General features: G+C 37.2%; 17 protein-coding genes. 2 read left to right on the top strand and 15 right to left on the bottom strand.

What is annotated here, in order from left to right:
- Nucleotides 1-63 precede the first annotated feature (63 nt).
- From tolQ to A1D25_RS02090, 6 genes are all read right to left on the bottom strand, one after another.
- The gene (gene tolQ / locus A1D25_RS02115; protein WP_157394060.1) at nucleotides 64-744 is read right to left on the bottom strand and encodes a protein TolQ; all 681 of its coding nucleotides are present in this window, start codon (nucleotides 742-744) and stop codon (nucleotides 64-66) included.
- Nucleotides 745-780: 36 nt separating this feature from the next.
- Complete coding sequence (ybgC, locus tag A1D25_RS02110) at nucleotides 781-1,173, bottom strand: tol-pal system-associated acyl-CoA thioesterase (protein WP_157394059.1); 393 nt, start codon at nucleotides 1,171-1,173, stop codon at nucleotides 781-783.
- Between the two features lie 141 nt (nucleotides 1,174-1,314).
- Entirely contained in the window at nucleotides 1,315-1,602 is a 288-nt protein-coding gene (gene ybgE / locus A1D25_RS02105; RefSeq protein WP_157394058.1) for a cyd operon protein YbgE, read from the bottom strand.
- Nucleotides 1,602-1,700, bottom strand: a complete 99-nt coding sequence (locus A1D25_RS02100; RefSeq protein WP_157394057.1) for a CydX/CbdX family cytochrome bd oxidase small subunit — start codon at nucleotides 1,698-1,700, stop codon at nucleotides 1,602-1,604. The genes ybgE and A1D25_RS02100 overlap by 1 nt, the downstream gene beginning before the upstream one ends.
- Before the next feature lie 12 nt (nucleotides 1,701-1,712).
- Nucleotides 1,713-2,849, bottom strand: coding sequence for a cytochrome d ubiquinol oxidase subunit II (gene cydB / locus A1D25_RS02095; RefSeq protein ID WP_157394056.1), 1,137 nt, complete (start codon nucleotides 2,847-2,849; stop codon nucleotides 1,713-1,715).
- An 11-nt stretch (nucleotides 2,850-2,860) separates the two neighbouring features.
- Entirely contained in the window at nucleotides 2,861-4,414 is a 1,554-nt protein-coding gene (locus A1D25_RS02090) for a cytochrome ubiquinol oxidase subunit I (RefSeq protein WP_157394055.1), read from the bottom strand.
- A 361-nt stretch (nucleotides 4,415-4,775) separates the two neighbouring features.
- Between A1D25_RS02090 and A1D25_RS02085 the strand changes: the two genes are divergently transcribed.
- A complete protein-coding gene (locus tag A1D25_RS02085) occupies nucleotides 4,776-5,099 on the top strand; it encodes a DUF5339 domain-containing protein (RefSeq protein WP_157394054.1) in 324 nt (107 codons plus the stop codon).
- 88 nt (nucleotides 5,100-5,187) lie between these two features.
- Here the strand turns inward: A1D25_RS02085 and A1D25_RS02080 are convergent, their stop codons facing one another.
- From A1D25_RS02080 to relA, 5 genes are all read right to left on the bottom strand, one after another.
- Nucleotides 5,188-5,829 carry a hypothetical protein gene (locus A1D25_RS02080; protein WP_157394053.1) on the bottom strand — a complete coding sequence of 214 codons (642 nt, stop codon included), beginning with the start codon at nucleotides 5,827-5,829 and terminating at the stop codon, nucleotides 5,188-5,190.
- Complete coding sequence (gene cysB, locus A1D25_RS02075) at nucleotides 5,829-6,812, bottom strand: HTH-type transcriptional regulator CysB (protein WP_157394052.1); 984 nt, start codon at nucleotides 6,810-6,812, stop codon at nucleotides 5,829-5,831. The genes A1D25_RS02080 and cysB overlap by 1 nt, the downstream gene beginning before the upstream one ends.
- Nucleotides 6,813-6,845: 33 nt before the next feature.
- Nucleotides 6,846-7,520, bottom strand: a complete 675-nt coding sequence (gene yjjG / locus A1D25_RS02070) for a pyrimidine 5'-nucleotidase (RefSeq protein ID WP_157394051.1) — start codon at nucleotides 7,518-7,520, stop codon at nucleotides 6,846-6,848.
- Between the two features lie 278 nt (nucleotides 7,521-7,798).
- Nucleotides 7,799-8,989 carry a 1-deoxy-D-xylulose-5-phosphate reductoisomerase gene (gene ispC / locus A1D25_RS02065; RefSeq protein ID WP_157394050.1) on the bottom strand — a complete coding sequence of 397 codons (1,191 nt, stop codon included), beginning with the start codon at nucleotides 8,987-8,989 and terminating at the stop codon, nucleotides 7,799-7,801.
- Between the two features lie 69 nt (nucleotides 8,990-9,058).
- Nucleotides 9,059-11,269, bottom strand: a complete 2,211-nt coding sequence (gene relA / locus A1D25_RS02060) for a GTP diphosphokinase (protein WP_157394049.1) — start codon at nucleotides 11,267-11,269, stop codon at nucleotides 9,059-9,061.
- A 256-nt stretch (nucleotides 11,270-11,525) separates the two neighbouring features.
- Between relA and hemA the strand changes: the two genes are divergently transcribed.
- The gene (gene hemA, locus A1D25_RS02055) at nucleotides 11,526-12,848 is read left to right on the top strand and encodes a glutamyl-tRNA reductase (RefSeq protein WP_157394048.1); all 1,323 of its coding nucleotides are present in this window, start codon (nucleotides 11,526-11,528) and stop codon (nucleotides 12,846-12,848) included.
- Between the two features lie 73 nt (nucleotides 12,849-12,921).
- Here the strand turns inward: hemA and ribH are convergent, their stop codons facing one another.
- The 4 genes from ribH to A1D25_RS02035 form a co-directional block, all read right to left on the bottom strand.
- The gene (gene ribH, locus A1D25_RS02050; RefSeq protein ID WP_157394047.1) at nucleotides 12,922-13,383 is read right to left on the bottom strand and encodes a 6,7-dimethyl-8-ribityllumazine synthase; all 462 of its coding nucleotides are present in this window, start codon (nucleotides 13,381-13,383) and stop codon (nucleotides 12,922-12,924) included.
- Between the two features lie 25 nt (nucleotides 13,384-13,408).
- The gene (locus tag A1D25_RS02045) at nucleotides 13,409-14,611 is read right to left on the bottom strand and encodes a bifunctional 3,4-dihydroxy-2-butanone-4-phosphate synthase/GTP cyclohydrolase II (RefSeq protein ID WP_157394046.1); all 1,203 of its coding nucleotides are present in this window, start codon (nucleotides 14,609-14,611) and stop codon (nucleotides 13,409-13,411) included.
- A gap of 2 nt (nucleotides 14,612-14,613) precedes the next feature.
- Entirely contained in the window at nucleotides 14,614-15,258 is a 645-nt protein-coding gene (gene ribE, locus A1D25_RS02040) for a riboflavin synthase (RefSeq protein ID WP_157394045.1), read from the bottom strand.
- Nucleotides 15,258-15,813 (bottom strand): RibD family protein (locus A1D25_RS02035; protein ID WP_162853263.1); only part of this gene is annotated, 556 nt, incomplete at its 5' end. The genes ribE and A1D25_RS02035, both read right to left, overlap by 1 nt.

Below are 15,813 nucleotides of genomic sequence, written 5' to 3'. Positions count from 1 at the left end.
TTAATTGGATACAACAAATTAGAGTTTGTCATCAATCTGCAGTTTTATACTAAAACTTGCAATTTATTTTTTAGCAAATGCTTGACGGTGTAAGATAGTTGTAAATTCATCAATGAAATTCACATAATTCTGCTCAAGTTTTGAAACTTGTAGGCTCAATCTGTTATACGCCATTACCGCAGGGATTGCTGCAAATAGACCAATCGCCGTAGCAATTAACGCTTCTGCAATACCTGGGGCAACCGATTGTAATGTAGCCTGTTTCACCGCACTTAATCCCATAAATGAGTGCATAATCCCCCAAACAGTACCAAATAAACCGATATATGGGCTAATTGAACCGACTGTACCTAAAAACGGAATGTAATTTTCAACTTCTTCCAACTCACGATTTAATGCTAAGTTCATCGCTCGGCTTGACCCTTGAATAGTCGATTCTGGAGCATCAGGATTAGCCTGTTGTAAACGGTTAAATTCTTTAAAACCAACATAAAAAATTTGTTCTGCACCGCTTAAACCATCACGGCGATGTTCTAAACCTTCGTGTAAACGATGAAGATCTTCACCAGACCAGAAACGATCTTCAAATGCTAAAGAATCTTTTTTTGCTCTCGCAAGTACTTTGCTACGCTGAATAATCACAGCCCAAGATAAAATAGAAAAAGCAATTAGGATAAACATTACCACTTTTACCACAATACTTGCTTCTAAAAATAATGAAACTAAATTAAATTCAGTTGCCATTTAATCAAACTCCGAATTTGTAAAACTTTTAACTTATCAAACCGCTTGTTGCATTGCTTGATAAATTTCCTGAGGAACTGCGATAGGTTTCATTCTATTTAAGTCCACGCAAGCAACTAACACTCTCGCTTCACTTAAACAAAGGTTATCTTTCAACAGTTTTTGTTGAAATAAAATTGACGCCTTTTTGATGTCAATAATCGTTGTTTCAACATTGAGTAAATCATCTAAACGAGCTGGCACTTTATAATCAATCTCAATTTTCTTAACTACAAAGGCAATTTTATCTCTCAATAAATTTTCTTGTGAAAAAGATAAAGAGCGTAAAAATTCGGTTCTAGCTCGCTCAAAAAAATTTAAATACTGAGCGTGATAAACAACACCACCAGCATCAGTATTTTCATAATATATTCGAATAGGAAAATTCATTGAGCAATCCTATTGTGCAAATGAAAAACGCCCAAAAACTAGGCGCAAATTTTTGCCTATTTTAGAGAGAGAAAATTTGTTGTGCAAGCTCTTTCCACTTTCGATGAGTAAAAATGTTAGAGCTTGAGTGAAATAGCCTTTTTAGTTTAAAGCAATGTAAAGAAGTGATGGTAAAACAATCAAATAGCCAATAATGGGTAGGAAAATAGCTTTAAAAAAGCTGGATTTGATCTCAAATCCAATTCCGTGGATCCATAAAATAGCCATTCCATAGAAGACAAGAATAGCCAAATAAGGAATACGCCCACCAAAATACATCGCAAACGTATTTGCATTTAATAAAATTGATGCAAACATTGCTGTTGCTAGGATAAAAGAAAGGGCTTTTAGCCAGCCCTTTCTTGTAATGTTATAGAATAAATCGATCATTATTCGTCAAATTTACCTGTCTTTTCAATGCTAATCGTAACCACTGTCGCAAATAGAATAGCAAGTAAAACACCTAATACCCAAGTTACATAAAACATATTTGGTTCTCCTTAGTATAAACTTGCACTATTTTTCTCAATGAATTTAACATCAAGACGTCCGTACATTTTAATGTAGCTCCAGATTGTGTAAGATAAAACAATCGGAACGAAAATACACGCAACGATGAACATAACATTTAATGTATTATGGCTCGCTGTTGCATCCCACATTGTTAAACTCATTTCTGGGTGAGAAATTGATGGCATAACAAATGGGAACATTGAAACGCCTGCTGTTAAAATAATTCCTACTAACATAATTGATGATGCAAAGAATGCCAAACCAGAATTATTTGCTTTAGAAGCAACAACTGTTAGCAATGCACCCACTACACCCAACGCAGGAATTACCCAAAGTACTGGCATTTCTGCATAATTTCTGAACCAAGCACCCGCTTCCACTGCAACTGATTTAGTTGTAAATACAGACTGAGCGGTATGATCTAAAGTACTTGTTACAACAAAACCATCTTTGAAATAAATCCATACACCAGCCAGAATGAATGCACCTAAAGTAGCTAATGCTGTTACTTGAGCTATCGTTCTTACTCGATTGCGTAATTCACCTGTGGTCTTCATTTGTAACCAAGTTGCACCTTGTGTAGTAAGCATCATTAAACTTACAACACCACATAACAATGCAAATGGATTTAATAAACCAAAGAACGAACCTGTATATTTCACTTGATTTAACTCGTTAAATTCAAATGGAACACCTTGCAATAAATTACCGAATGCTACACCGAAGATAAGTGATGGCACAAAACCACCAACAAATAGTCCCCAGTCCCAAGCATTACGCCATCTAGCATCATCAATTTTTGCACGATATTCAAAACCTACTGGTCTGAAAAATAATGCTGCTAGTACAAGGATCATTGCTAAATAGAACCCTGAGAATGATGTCGCATAAACAGTTGGCCACGCAGCAAAGATTGCACCACCCGCTGTTAATAACCAAACTTGGTTACCATCCCAGTGCGGTGCAATTGAGTTGATCATTACTCGGCGTTCTACATTACTTTTTCCTGCAACAGGTAATAAGGTTAATACCCCCATATCGAAGCCATCAGTAATCGCAAAACCAATCAATAGAACACCGATTAAAATCCACCAAATAAATCGTAGAACTTCATAATCTAACATATCTTAATCTCCTACTTGTTAGTAGATTGTTCGAAATAATAACGACCCGTTTTTAATGCACTTGGTCCTAAGCGACCATATTTGAACATTAAATACATCTCTACCACAAGGAACAGTGTGTATAAACCACAGATTAGACCAATTGAGATCCATAAATCTGTTGTAGTCAATGCTGAATTTGCCACACCTGTTGGTAATACTTCATAAATTGCCCAAGGTTGACGACCGTATTCTGCTAAGAACCAACCACTTTCGATTGCGATCCACGGTAATGGTAATCCCCATAATAGTGCTTTAAGTAGGATTGGTTTTGTACCCACTGTACCACGAACGTTTTGTACAAACGCAGCGATAATAAGAAGTAACATTAAACCACCTGCAGCCATCATAATACGGAATGACCAGAATGTTGGACCAACATTAGGAATTGTATCTGCCGCAGCTTGCTTAATTTGTTCCTCAGTTGCATCAACCACTTTATCGGTATAAGGTTTGAGTAATAAACCAAAGCCTAAATCAGGTTGAACCGCTTTAAACGCTTCTTTTTCTTCTGCTGTATAGTTACCTGAACGTAATTTTTCTAATAACGCATAAGCAACAATACCATTACGAACTCGCTGTTCATTACGTGCTTTTAAATCTTTTAAACCTGTGATTTCAGTGTCTAAAGAACGTGTAGCGATAATACCAGCAGCATAAGGGATAGAAATTGCAAATTCGTTTTTCATCTCTGCTGTATTAGGTAATACCACAACATTCCAAGGTGCTGGTGCAGGGTGGGTTTCAAACTCCCCTTCCATCGCAGCTAATTTTACTGGCTGTGCTTTACCAATTTCATAACCAGATTCATCACCCATTACTAATACAGAAATGATAGCAATTAAACCAAAACTAGCTCCCACAGAGAATGAACGGCGTGCGAATCCTAAATCACGACCTTTTAAGATATAGTAAGCACTGATACCTAATACAAAAATTGCACCACATACATAACCAGCAGAAACAGTATGTAAGAACTTAGATTGAGTAACTGGGTTAAGGAGTAACTCAGAGAAACTTACCATTTCCATACGCATAGTTTCAAAGTTAAACTCTGAACCTACTGGGTTTTGCATCCAACCGTTTGCAACTAAAATCCACAATGCAGAGAAGTTAGAACCAAATGCAACCGCATAAGTTGCGATCAAATGTTTACCTTTAGATAAACGATCCCAACCAAAAAAGAAAAGACCAATAAATGTAGATTCTAAGAAGAACGCCATTAAACCTTCAATAGCTAATGGAGCACCAAAAATATCACCTACATAGTGAGAATAATATGACCAGTTAGTACCAAATTGGAATTCCATTGTGATACCAGTTGTTACCCCTAGAGCAAAGTTAATACCAAATAATTTACCCCAGAATTTTGTCATATCTTTATACACTTCTTTGCCCGTAGTAACATAAAGTGTTTCCATCACAACAAGTACGAAAGAAAGCCCCAACGTTAAAGGTACAAATAAGAAGTGATAGAGAGCAGTTAAAGCAAACTGCAATCGCGAGAGTTCAACAACGTCTAACATCTCAAACCTCTTTGTCTATATGAATCTGAATTATTGACTACAAAATACAAGTAATCACCCATAAAATTGACCTGAATAAAAAATAGCTTATAACTTATTTTTATCTAGATTGTCGATATTACATTTTACTCGTAAACATTGGAATTAAAAATAGCAAAACTATTACATAATTCACATTTTCAGCTTAAAATTTAACTTTTATTAACGTTTATTTAATCTTTATTGATATAAATCAATCTACGGATTTTTCTTTAAAAGTTATTGGGTATAGCGAAAAATTTTACAAAAAAGAAGAATAAATATGTGACTAAAATGATTTTCTTTGATAGGATTCGCAAATCATTATTTTTAGGTATTTTGTATGAAAAAGCTATTAATTTTACTAAGTACAGTTATTCTTGCAGAGACAGCTTTAGCATCTGAAGTAAAAACATCTTCTTTATCAATGGCAAAAGTAGCACCTAGTAACCAACTAGCACAACAATGCCAAAAACTGTTTAGCGAAGGAGATAAACTTATCGCAGAAGCAGAAAAGCAACCAGGTACTCATACTTCTCAAGTAAAGAAATTAAAGGAAAAACTACAATCCTCTAAGCAGCAAATCGTTAAATTAGATATTCCCACTCAACAAAAAAGTTGTGATAAAGGTTTAGTAGCCCTTAATTCAATTAAGAAACGTTATTGATAAACGCAAAAAAGAAAGCGGTCAGATTAGTAAAAAATTTACCTATCTGACCGCTTTTTAGTATAAGTAAAAAACCAATATATCCTAACTATTCAACAAAGCTATCAAACTTTAATTCATAGTTATCACCATCTCGGCTATATGAAATATAGCGAGGGAACTTTTCACCTACATATTTTTTCACAGTAATATATTTATCACCTGTTTTAAATCGATAGGTAATTTCTTCATAGCTATTCCCTTTTACTTTGACACTTTTTTGCGATTTATTTAGTGCTACATTTTCTGAGGGATATAATTTTTTACCGTTTGTTGTTTGAAAACTATTTGGCAATTTATCGTAGTAACTTAATTGGAAAGCTAACGTAAATAAATCAAATGTTGGTAAGGTTAAGGATTCTTTTTTCAATGGTTCTTTTACCTTACCATACTGAATAGTGCTTGAATCCAATTCAGCCATCGCATAAGTTTTACCATTGCGAGAATCTCGATAACTCAGCATCTGAAATTGTTGGTTACTCTCATAACCTTTTGCACTAAATACAATATTATATAAAGGCACATTTATCTTTGATTGAATCGAATAATTTTTGCCATCATTTTTGAAATGAACATAAGCGGGCATTAAATAATTCGAGCTATATTTCAGATTAAAATTTTCTGCGAAAAGATTGGCACTTAACCCTAAAAAGCTGAACGCTAATACCGCACACTTATTTAATAATTTCATTATTTTTCCTCTAAATTTGTGCTTTCAAACAAGCGTAAAATCGCATTGTTGTCTCGCAACTGCTCAGCCTCTTCCACCTTCATCTTCGTTAAATGTGGCGAAAAATAGCTAATAAAATCATACATATAATTACGCAAGAACATTCCACGCTTAAACGCAATTTGCGTCATACTTGATTGGAACAGATGGCTTGCATCAATTGCAACCAAGTCTTTATCATATTGCGTATATGCCATAGATGCCATTATACCAATACCTAGTCCCAAGCGAACATAGGTTTTAATCACATCTGCATCGGTTGCGGTAAATACAATATTGGGCAATATACCCACTTTATTGAAGGCGTGATCGAGATCGGAGCGACCTGTAAAACCAAAAGTATAGGTAATTAAATCATATTTACCGAGTTCTTCGACCGTTAATTTCTGATTTTGTTTCACTAATTGTGCTAAAGGGTGATCAGGTTTTACAATGACTGAACGGTTCCATAAATAACAAGGTAATAATATCGCATTGTCAAAGAGATATTGTGCTTCGGTGGTAATAGCAAGATCCACTTCCCCTGCCATTAACGCATCATAAATTTGATTTGGAGAGCCTTGATGTAGATGTAAGCTAACTTCAGGATATTTCGCTTTAAATTTCTCAATCACATCAGGCAACATATAACGAGCCTGTGTATTAGTTGTTGCAATACGCAAGACCCCACGATTTGGACGAGTTTGTTCTTCTGCGACCGATTTAATACTTTGAGCCTTTACTAATAACTCACGAGAGATTGCTACAATTTTTTCACCTGCTGGTGTTAGTCCTTTAATATGCTTGCCATTTCGCTCAAAAATGTTGATCCCAAGCTCACTTTCAAGTAAACGTACTTGTTTACTAATCCCTGGCTGAGAAGTATAAAGCACTTCTGCTGCCTCAGTAATATTGAGATTTTGGTTTACAATTTCGACAATATAACGTAGTTGTTGTAGTTTCATAATCAGCTCACTTCCGTAAAATTTTCATTAAATCTAACCGCTTACAATCTTAACTAAGTCAAGAATAGATGCGATTTCATAGGTTGGTTGAATCGTTGTTTCATTCGGCTGTTGTGTTGGATTAAACCAACAGGTATCAATTCCTACATTAATTCCGCCTTGTACATCAGAAGATAGTGTGTCGCCAACCATTAGAATAGTCTGTTTATCGACATTTCCCATTTGTGCAAAAGCAGCTTCAAAAATTTGTGGTGCGGGTTTAGCTACCCCAACAGTTTCAGATACCACGACTAAATCAAAATATTTATTCAATGCCGTATTCTCTAAGCGTTTCTGTTGTAAAGCGTGAAAGCCATTGGTAATGATCGCCATTTTTACTTTACCAAATAAGCTATCTAGCATTTCCTTTACATTTTCTAAAGGCTGGCTTAACAATGCCATTTCTGCCATTAGTTCTTGGTTTAATGCCAATGGCTCTTGCCCTGTTTGCTGTGCTATTTTTTCAAAACGAATCCGCTGTAAATCTTGTGCGGTGATCTCTTTATTTTGATAAGCAACCCAAAGTGGTTTATTAACCGCTTGAAACTGCTCATAATCTTGTTCATTAAATGGTACGCCATAGCGTTCCATCATTACTTTTAACCCTAAAAATGAGTTGAACGAAAACAGCGTTTCATCCGCATCAAATAAAATCCATTGGTATTTCATATTTTCCACCTTATAAGCATCGTGTTGAGATCGATTCTTCAAGTGCTATCCATAAAATATGTGCTTATTTTAAATAGCTTTTGTTACTTTTAGTTATAAAAAGTAATGAATATTTAGAACGAATCGTAATGTTATAAAACCAAATGAGATAATAAAGGAATATCGTAGATAAGTTAAGTTTACTGCTGACGAGAAGATTAGTTCGTTTTGATAATAAACAAGCGGTTTGATTATCAAAGATTTTTGCAAAAAAATCTAAAAATCAAACCGCTTATTAGTTAGTGTTGGAGTACTGCTTGATGTGCAAGCTCACGGGCGAGTTTATCTATATGTAACACATCTGCAATTTGTTGAACTTTAATTGGAGCAATATTTTCCACAACGCTACGATTGATATCGACAATATCAGTAAAACGAATCTGCTCATTTAAAAATGCTTCAACTGCAATTTCATTTGCTGCATTCATTGCTGTTGTTGCATATTGTCCTTCGGCAAAAGCATCAATGGCTAATTTTAAATTAGGATAACGTTGGAAATCAGGTTCAATAAAGGTTAATTCTTTAATTTTAAAGAAATCTAAAGGCTCCACTCCAGCGTAAATGCGGTTTGGATACGCCATTGTGTGTGCGATTGGCGTTCGCATATCGGGGTTACCCATTTGAGCAATTACGCTACCATCGACATAGCGAACCATTGAATGAATAATCGATTGCGGGTGGATAATAATTTCCATCTCATCTGCTGTGGCATTAAATAACCAACGTGCTTCAATATACTCCAATCCTTTATTCATCATTGTGGCGGAATCCACAGAGATTTTTCTCCCCATAGACCAATTGGGGTGAGCAACCGCTTGAGCAGGTGTAATCGTTGAAAATTCTGTTAAAGGCTTCGTACGGAATGGTCCACCAGATCCTGTTAAAATAATCTTGCTAATCCCTAATTCTGCTAATGGACAAAACCCAATTTGTTGTTGAGCTTCTGGCGGGAGAGATTGGAAAATCGCATTATGTTCGCTATCCACAGGGAGTAATTTTGCCCCTGATTTTTTCGCTTCATCAATAAATATTTGCCCACAAGTGACTAAAGATTCTTTGTTTGCGAGCAGTACCTGTTTCCCTGCTTGTACTGCAGATAAAGTTGGTAATAAACCTGCTGCACCAACGATAGCTGCCATTACCATATCAACATCAGTGTGAGCTGCTAATTCACAAATGGCTTTTTGCCCTGCTAAAACTTCTGTTTTACAATTTCTTTGTTTTAAATTATCGGCTAATTGCTTTGCTGAATTTTCATCATCAAGAGCAGCAAAACGAGGTTGATATTTCTCACATTGCTCGGTCATTAAGGCAACATTACGCCCACCAACTAGAGCAAAAATCTGATATTGTTCAGGATTATGCTCTACGACAGATAAGGTACTTAAACCAATCGACCCCGTAGAACCTAAAATTACGAGTTGTTTCATCTTATTCCTTTTAAAATTTCAAACTACAAGCGGTTAGATTTGGCAATATTTTTACTAAAATATTCCCGTTTAATTCGATAGCCTTTTCGCTTCAAGTACATCATCGAGTTGTACAATTCGAGCTAACAGTTTACTTAGCATTTGAATGTTGTTTAACTCTACTTCGATATCAATGGTTGCAATGCTACGTTTGGTATCTGTACGGCTTGACACGCCTAATACATTCACTTTTTCGTTTGCCATAATACCGCTAACATCTCGCAGTAAACCATTTCGATCATTTGCAATCACTCGAATAATTAAGCTAAAACCAGATGAGTAGGTTTCGCCCCATTCGGCATCGACTACACGCTCTGGATTACTACTTTGTAATTCATACAGTTGCTCACAATCAATGCGGTGAATAGAAATTCCCCGTCCTTGCGTAATGTAGCCAACAATTTCATCGCCAGGAATAGGCTGGCAACAACGTGCGATATGGTGCATTAGGTTACCGACACCTTCAACCACAACAAATCCATTCTTACTTTGCTTTGGTTGGCTATTTTGGGCTTTGTGAGCTACTTGTTTTAAGATCGCTTCATCAGCTTGTTCCGCCGTTGTTTTTATCAACTTACTCTGCAAATAGTGCATTAGCGTATTTAAGCGAATATCTCCGCCACCAATACCCGCATAGAGATCATCAACCTGTTTTAAGTTATAGCGTGGTAGAGCATATTCTTCGATCTGTTTTTGGGTAAAACCGAATTTCGCCATTTCTGCTTCTAAAGCATCTTTGCCTAGCGGTATATTTTTTTCTCTATCCAGTTTTTTAAACCAAGCAATAATTTTGGATCTTGCTCGTGGCGTGTTCACAAAGCCTTGGTTTGGATTAAGCCAATCTCGGCTTGGGTTTGGATTTTTCTGTGTGATGATCTCAACTTGATCGCCCATTTGTAATAAGTAGGTAAATGGCACAATCCGTCCTGCAACTTTTGCCCCAATACAACGATGACCGATTTCGCTATGGATTGAGTAGGCAAAATCAAGAGGCGTTGCCCCTTTCGGTAAATCAACGACTTCCCCTTTTGGTGTAAAGACATACACACGATCATCAAAGACTTGAGAACGCATTTCATCAACTACATCACCGGCATCGGCAATATCTTTCTGCCAGTCTAATAGTTTACGCAACCAGACAATTTTCTCTTCATAACCTGCTCGACCTGCACTAGCTCCTTCTTTATATTTCCAGTGAGCAGCAACGCCTAGCTCTGCATCATCGTGCATTTTTTGTGTACGAATTTGGACTTCAATCGCTTTATCACCATCGCCTAGCACCACAGTATGTAACGATTGGTAGCCATTAGGTTTAGGGTTTGAAATATAATCATCAAAATGCTCAGGTAAGTGTTTGTACTGTGTATGAACAATGCCTAAGGCGGTGTAGCAATCTTCAAGGGTTGGAACAATAATCCGTACTGCTCGAATATCAAATAACTGATTGAATTTTAAATTCTTTTTCTGCATCTTCTTCCAGATGCTATAAATGTGTTTAGGACGCCCATAAACCTGAACTTCAGTTAATTCTTCGTGTAGTGAAGCGGTGAGATCCGCGACAAATTTTGCAATATACTGTTCTCGATCTAAACGGCGTTCAGCAAGATCATACTTGGCAATTTGGCGATAAGTCTGTGGGTGTAAGGCTCGGAAACAATAATCTTCTAGCTCCCATTTTAACTGTCCTATCCCTAAACGATTAGCAAGAGGGGCATAAATGTGTGAGCACTCTTTTGCAGCTAAAACTAAATCTTCTTCGCTACGGCGATCAACATCACGCAAGAAGACAATACGTTCGGCAAGTTTAATGACAACACAGCGGAAATCATCTACCATTGCAAGTAACATTCGGCGAATGTTATCAATTTGAACGTCGGAGGCGTGGCTTGCATTGAGCTGGCGAATGTTATCCATTTCCAATACGCCTTTAACTAGATTTTTGACTGCATTGCTGAAATCTTCCTTTACTTGAGCGAGATCGACAATATTGTGTTTAACAAGCGGGAAAAGTAAGGCAGCGACTAAGCTATCATCGTCCATATTTAAGCTATGTAGAATTTCTACCATCTCAATTCCATACCACATCAAATGGAATTGTTCGGTATCTAATTTTTCTTGAGCATATCGCCACGCAATCAGCAATTCTTCAAAGGTGATCGGCGACATTTGCAACCCAGCACTCCAGCTAGCCAACTCAAAATTATTTGGATCAAGTAGATGAGAATGACGAATCGCAACCATAGAAACGCTCCTGAAAACCCCGAATAGAAATTACGGAGTATTATAGCCCTAATTCGCTCCAAAGTTTTGCTTATTTTCGCTTTTTGTAAAATTTTCAGCTGATCGGACCGCTTATTTAACCATTTGGGTTGGTAACATTTGTTATAAATCAAACCTATCAAGACAATTATTTGCACCAATATAGCCGATTGATTAGAATAGCCACCTTTACATTTAAGCAACAACGCTTTTACTTTTTATTTTCCTGTGGGTAGCAATGACAATTTTAGCACTAGGCATCAATCATAAAACGGCATCTGTCGGCTTGCGTGAAAAAGTGGCATTTGTCGAGCCTAAACGCCAGCTTGCTTTTGAACAAATTCAAGCTAGAAACCTTGCTGAAAGTGTTGTTATTCTTTCTACTTGTAACCGTACAGAACTTTATTTTCATCAACCTGAAGTTCCACCACAAGAAGATCATCCTGAAAATTTAGCGTGGCGAGAGCAATGTTTTGAATGGTTTGCTGATATTCATCAATTAGAACATTCAGAATTACAGCAATGTATTTATTTTAAACAAAATATGGATGCAGCTTGCCATTTGATGAGTGTGGCTTGTGGATTAGATTCATTGATTTTGGGCGAGCCACAAATTCTCGGACAAGTGAAACAAGCATTTCAAGAAAGTGAAATTTTCTACCAAAAGCAAGGTAAAACGGTTTCAACAAATCTCTCTCGCTTATTCCAAAAAACCTTTGCAACGGCTAAACGTGTTCGTTCTGAAACGGAAATTGGTGCAAGTGCCGTATCGGTGGCTTATGCGGCTTGTGGTTTAGCTCGTCAAATTTTTGATAGTTTTAGTCAGCTACGCTTTTTATTAGTCGGTGCAGGTGAAACGATTGAGCTTGTTGCACGTTATTTAGTTCAGCACGGGGCGAAAAATATTATGGTGGCAAATCGAACCCATATTCGAGCTGAAATGTTGGCAGAGAAACTGAATACACCGATGCAAATTCTTTCGCTTAGTGCTTTACAACTCGGTTTAAACCAAGCAGATGTGGTAATTAGTTCAACGGGTAGTCCTGATGTACTCATTACACAAGCGATGGTAGAAAAAGCCCAAAAAGCCCGTCATTTTGACCCAATGTTGTTGATTGATATTGCTGTACCGCGTGATATTGACGAAACAGCAGGGGAGCTTGATGGTGTTTATGCTTATAGTGTCGATGATCTGCAAAATATTATTCAGCAAAACCTTGCTCAACGCCAGCAAGCAGCAGAACAAGCTAGAGAGATCGTTCGTGAAGAAGCGAAAGATTTCTTTGCGTGGTTAAAACAGCAACAATCAAGTAATTTAATTAAACATTACCGCCAGAGTGCCGAAAGTATCCGTTTGGAGCTGTTGGAAAAAGCCCTTAACGCGCTACAACAAGGGCAAGAGAGTGAGAAAGTCTTAAATGAATTAAGTTATAAATTAACAAATCAGCTGTTACACGTTCCAACTCAAGCATTACAATCAATGGCAAAAAATGGTAATGCGAAAGCCTTACAGAGTTTTTTTCAGGCTCTAAAGTTAGATCAATCTGACTACACCAAATAAAAATGCTAGAACAAACTCCTAGCATTCATACATAATTCTAAAATTTGATGGCTATATAAAGAACCTAATCTTATTAAATCTGCTTTAATAAATTCGCCATTTCGATTGCTCCTAAAGCACATTCCGCACCTTTATTGCCCGCTTTAGTGCCTGCCCGTTCAATAGCTTGTTCAATATTTTCGGTAGTTAATACACCAAACATTACAGGGATACCTGTTTGTAATGTAATAGCACCAATCCCTTTAGCTGCTTCATTGCACACATAATCATAATGAGTCGTTGAGCCACGAATCACTGTGCCGATACAAATGATCGCATCATAGCGTCCACTTTCCGCCATTTTCTTTGCGACAAGGGGAATTTCAAATGCACCAGGAACCCAAGCAGTGTCAATATCTTCTGCTGATGCACCGTGACGTAGCAATGTATCTGTTGCACCACTGAGTAACTTATCATTGATAAAATCATTGAAACGACCGCATACGATGCCGAATTTTAAACCTGTGGCAACCAAGTTTCCTTCAATTTTTGCCATTTTTATATCCTCTATGTTGGTTAAATTAGTTGAAATTAAATAAGTGACGCATTTTTTGTTGCTTTACTTTGAGATAGTCTAAGTCGTGCTGATTTGGCTCAACTTGTATCGGCTCTCTTGCCGTAATCGTTAAGCCAAGTTGTTGCAAACCTTCAATTTTAGCTGGATTATTCGTCAGCAAGCGGATAGTTTTAATGCCTAAATGACGAAACATTTGTGCACCAATATCATATTCACGTTCATCATCGCCAAAGCCTAACGCTAAGTTCGCTTCTACGGTATCCATTCCTTTATCTTGTAATTCATAGGCTCGAAGTTTATTGATTAAACCAATACCACGCCCTTCTTGGCGTAAGTAAAGTAATACACCACGCCCTTCTTTCTCAATTTGTGTCATTGCTGCAGCAAATTGTTGTCCACAATCGCAACGTTGAGAGCCAAAAGCATCGCCTGTTAAACATTCGGAATGAATACGACACAATACATCTTCACCGTTACCAATATCGCCTTTAACTAAGGCAACGTGTTCTTTACCTGTTAAAGTTTCAACAAAACTATGTGCAGTAAATTCACCATATTTTGTTGGCATTTTAACGATAGAAACCGCTTCAACAAGACGATCTTTCTCTCTACGATAAGCCTGTAATTGTGCAATAGTGATAAATGGCATTTGATGTTTTGTTGCAAAGGCTTGTAATTCTGGCATCTGCATCATAGTGCCATCTTCTGCCATAATCTCACAACATAATCCCGCAGGTTTTAACCCTGCAAGACGTGCGAGATCGACCGTTGCTTCTGTGTGTCCATTACGAACTAATACGCCACCTTGTTTAGCCACAAGTGGAAACATATGTCCAGGGCGGCGGAAATCACTGGCTTTGGCATTTTCATCAATCACTTTTAATGCTGTGAGTGAGCGTTCTAAGGCAGAAATACCCGTCGTAGTTTCAATATGATCGATAGAAACGGTAAACGCGGTCTGATGGTTATCACTATTTTCTACCACCATTGGTGATAATAAGAGTTTATCGGCTAAATCAGGGGAAATCGGCATACAGATTAAGCCTTTCCCATAAGTTGCCATAAAGTTGATATTTTCTGGTGTAGCAAATTCCGCTGCACAGATAAAATCCCCTTCATTCTCACGATCTTCATCGTCAGAGACCAAAATAATTTTGCCTTGGCGTAATGCTTCAAGGGCTTGTTCGACAGTTGAAAACTGAAACATTGTTAAAATCCTACTTTCCTTAAAAATTCTTCTGTAATTGTGCTACTTGGTGAGCTTGATGCAGGCTGCAAAAGTTTTTCTACATATTTGCCGATCACATCATTCTCTAAATTCACTTTTTGCCCGACTTTTTTTATGCCTAAGATCGTTTCTGAAAGCGTGTGAGGAATAATAGATACACTAAAATAATCTTGCTCACAATCCACGACAGTTAAACTAATACCATCAATAGTAATTGAGCCTTTTTGAATGATGTAACGCATAATAGCGGGCGTGGTCTGAATTTTAAACCAAACTGAGTTATTGGCTGGGGTAATGGCGATGATTTTCCCAATACCGTCAATATGACCAGAAACAATATGCCCGCCAAAACGTCCATTCGCTGACATTGCTCGCTCTAAATTTACTGCACTATTCGCTTGTAATTCACCTAGAGTGGTTCGAGCGAGGGTTTCAGACATCACATCAGCACAAAAATGACTCGGGCTAAATTGGGTTACGGTTAAGCAAACTCCATTTACAGCAATACTATCGCCGAGTTTGACATCTTGTAAAATATGGTTGGCACGAATAGCAAGTTGTGCAAAATCACCTTGCTTGCGTATTGAGATAATCTCGCCAATTTCTTCAATAATTCCTGTAAACATTAGTTTTCTATCTCAAAATCTAATAATACATCTTGCCCTATGATTTCAATTTGGGGCGTTTTCAATTTAAGTGCTTGGGCTAATTGCGGAATGCCTGTTCCACCAACAGGTGTTTTAGCTGTGATACCACCCAGTAGTTTAGGTGCAATATAGCAATGCACTCGGTTAATTAAGCCTTTTTCTACAAAGCTAAAATTAAGTTGTGAGCCGCCTTCAAGTAATAAACTATCAATCCCTTGCTTGCCTAATTTTTGCAAAAGATCGTTTAAATCAACCCGCTTGTTATCTGATTTGGTCACTAACATCTCTACACCAAAGGCTTGGTAAGCAAGATGTTGATTTTCATCACTATTTACCGTAGCTATAATGGTTCGATATTGTTTGGCAGTTTGAACTAATTTACTCTGAATAGGTGTACGGAGCTGGCTATCACAAATAATTCGAATAGGTTGTTTGGCATTCTCAATACGACAATTTAATAATGGATCGTCTGCTAATACCGTTTCTACCCCCACCATAATGGCACTGTATTGATGGTACAACCTGATAACATCG

This window comes from Ursidibacter arcticus (assembly GCF_009761375.1).
GTDB lineage: Bacteria > Pseudomonadota > Gammaproteobacteria > Enterobacterales > Pasteurellaceae > Ursidibacter > Ursidibacter arcticus.
This window is presented reverse-complemented; position numbering and strand designations above follow the sequence as displayed.

What these genes read in the sequence shown, in the direction of transcription:
- tolQ (WP_157394060.1), bottom strand. Translation starts at nt 744, where the DNA reads ATGGCAACTGAATTTAATTTAGTTTCATTATTTTTAGAAGCAAGTATT.
- ybgC (WP_157394059.1), bottom strand. Translation starts at nt 1,173, where the DNA reads ATGAATTTTCCTATTCGAATATATTATGAAAATACTGATGCTGGTGGT.
- ybgE (WP_157394058.1), bottom strand. Translation starts at nt 1,602, where the DNA reads ATGATCGATTTATTCTATAACATTACAAGAAAGGGCTGGCTAAAAGCC.
- A1D25_RS02100 (WP_157394057.1), bottom strand. Translation starts at nt 1,700, where the DNA reads ATGTTTTATGTAACTTGGGTATTAGGTGTTTTACTTGCTATTCTATTT.
- cydB (WP_157394056.1), bottom strand. Translation starts at nt 2,849, where the DNA reads ATGTTAGATTATGAAGTTCTACGATTTATTTGGTGGATTTTAATCGGT.
- A1D25_RS02090 (WP_157394055.1), bottom strand. Translation starts at nt 4,414, where the DNA reads ATGTTAGACGTTGTTGAACTCTCGCGATTGCAGTTTGCTTTAACTGCT.
- A1D25_RS02085 (WP_157394054.1), top strand. Translation starts at nt 4,776, where the DNA reads ATGAAAAAGCTATTAATTTTACTAAGTACAGTTATTCTTGCAGAGACA.
- A1D25_RS02080 (WP_157394053.1), bottom strand. Translation starts at nt 5,829, where the DNA reads ATGAAATTATTAAATAAGTGTGCGGTATTAGCGTTCAGCTTTTTAGGG.
- cysB (WP_157394052.1), bottom strand. Translation starts at nt 6,812, where the DNA reads ATGAAACTACAACAACTACGTTATATTGTCGAAATTGTAAACCAAAAT.
- yjjG (WP_157394051.1), bottom strand. Translation starts at nt 7,520, where the DNA reads ATGAAATACCAATGGATTTTATTTGATGCGGATGAAACGCTGTTTTCG.
- ispC (WP_157394050.1), bottom strand. Translation starts at nt 8,989, where the DNA reads ATGAAACAACTCGTAATTTTAGGTTCTACGGGGTCGATTGGTTTAAGT.
- relA (WP_157394049.1), bottom strand. Translation starts at nt 11,269, where the DNA reads ATGGTTGCGATTCGTCATTCTCATCTACTTGATCCAAATAATTTTGAG.
- hemA (WP_157394048.1), top strand. Translation starts at nt 11,526, where the DNA reads ATGACAATTTTAGCACTAGGCATCAATCATAAAACGGCATCTGTCGGC.
- ribH (WP_157394047.1), bottom strand. Translation starts at nt 13,383, where the DNA reads ATGGCAAAAATTGAAGGAAACTTGGTTGCCACAGGTTTAAAATTCGGC.
- A1D25_RS02045 (WP_157394046.1), bottom strand. Translation starts at nt 14,611, where the DNA reads ATGTTTCAGTTTTCAACTGTCGAACAAGCCCTTGAAGCATTACGCCAA.
- ribE (WP_157394045.1), bottom strand. Translation starts at nt 15,258, where the DNA reads ATGTTTACAGGAATTATTGAAGAAATTGGCGAGATTATCTCAATACGC.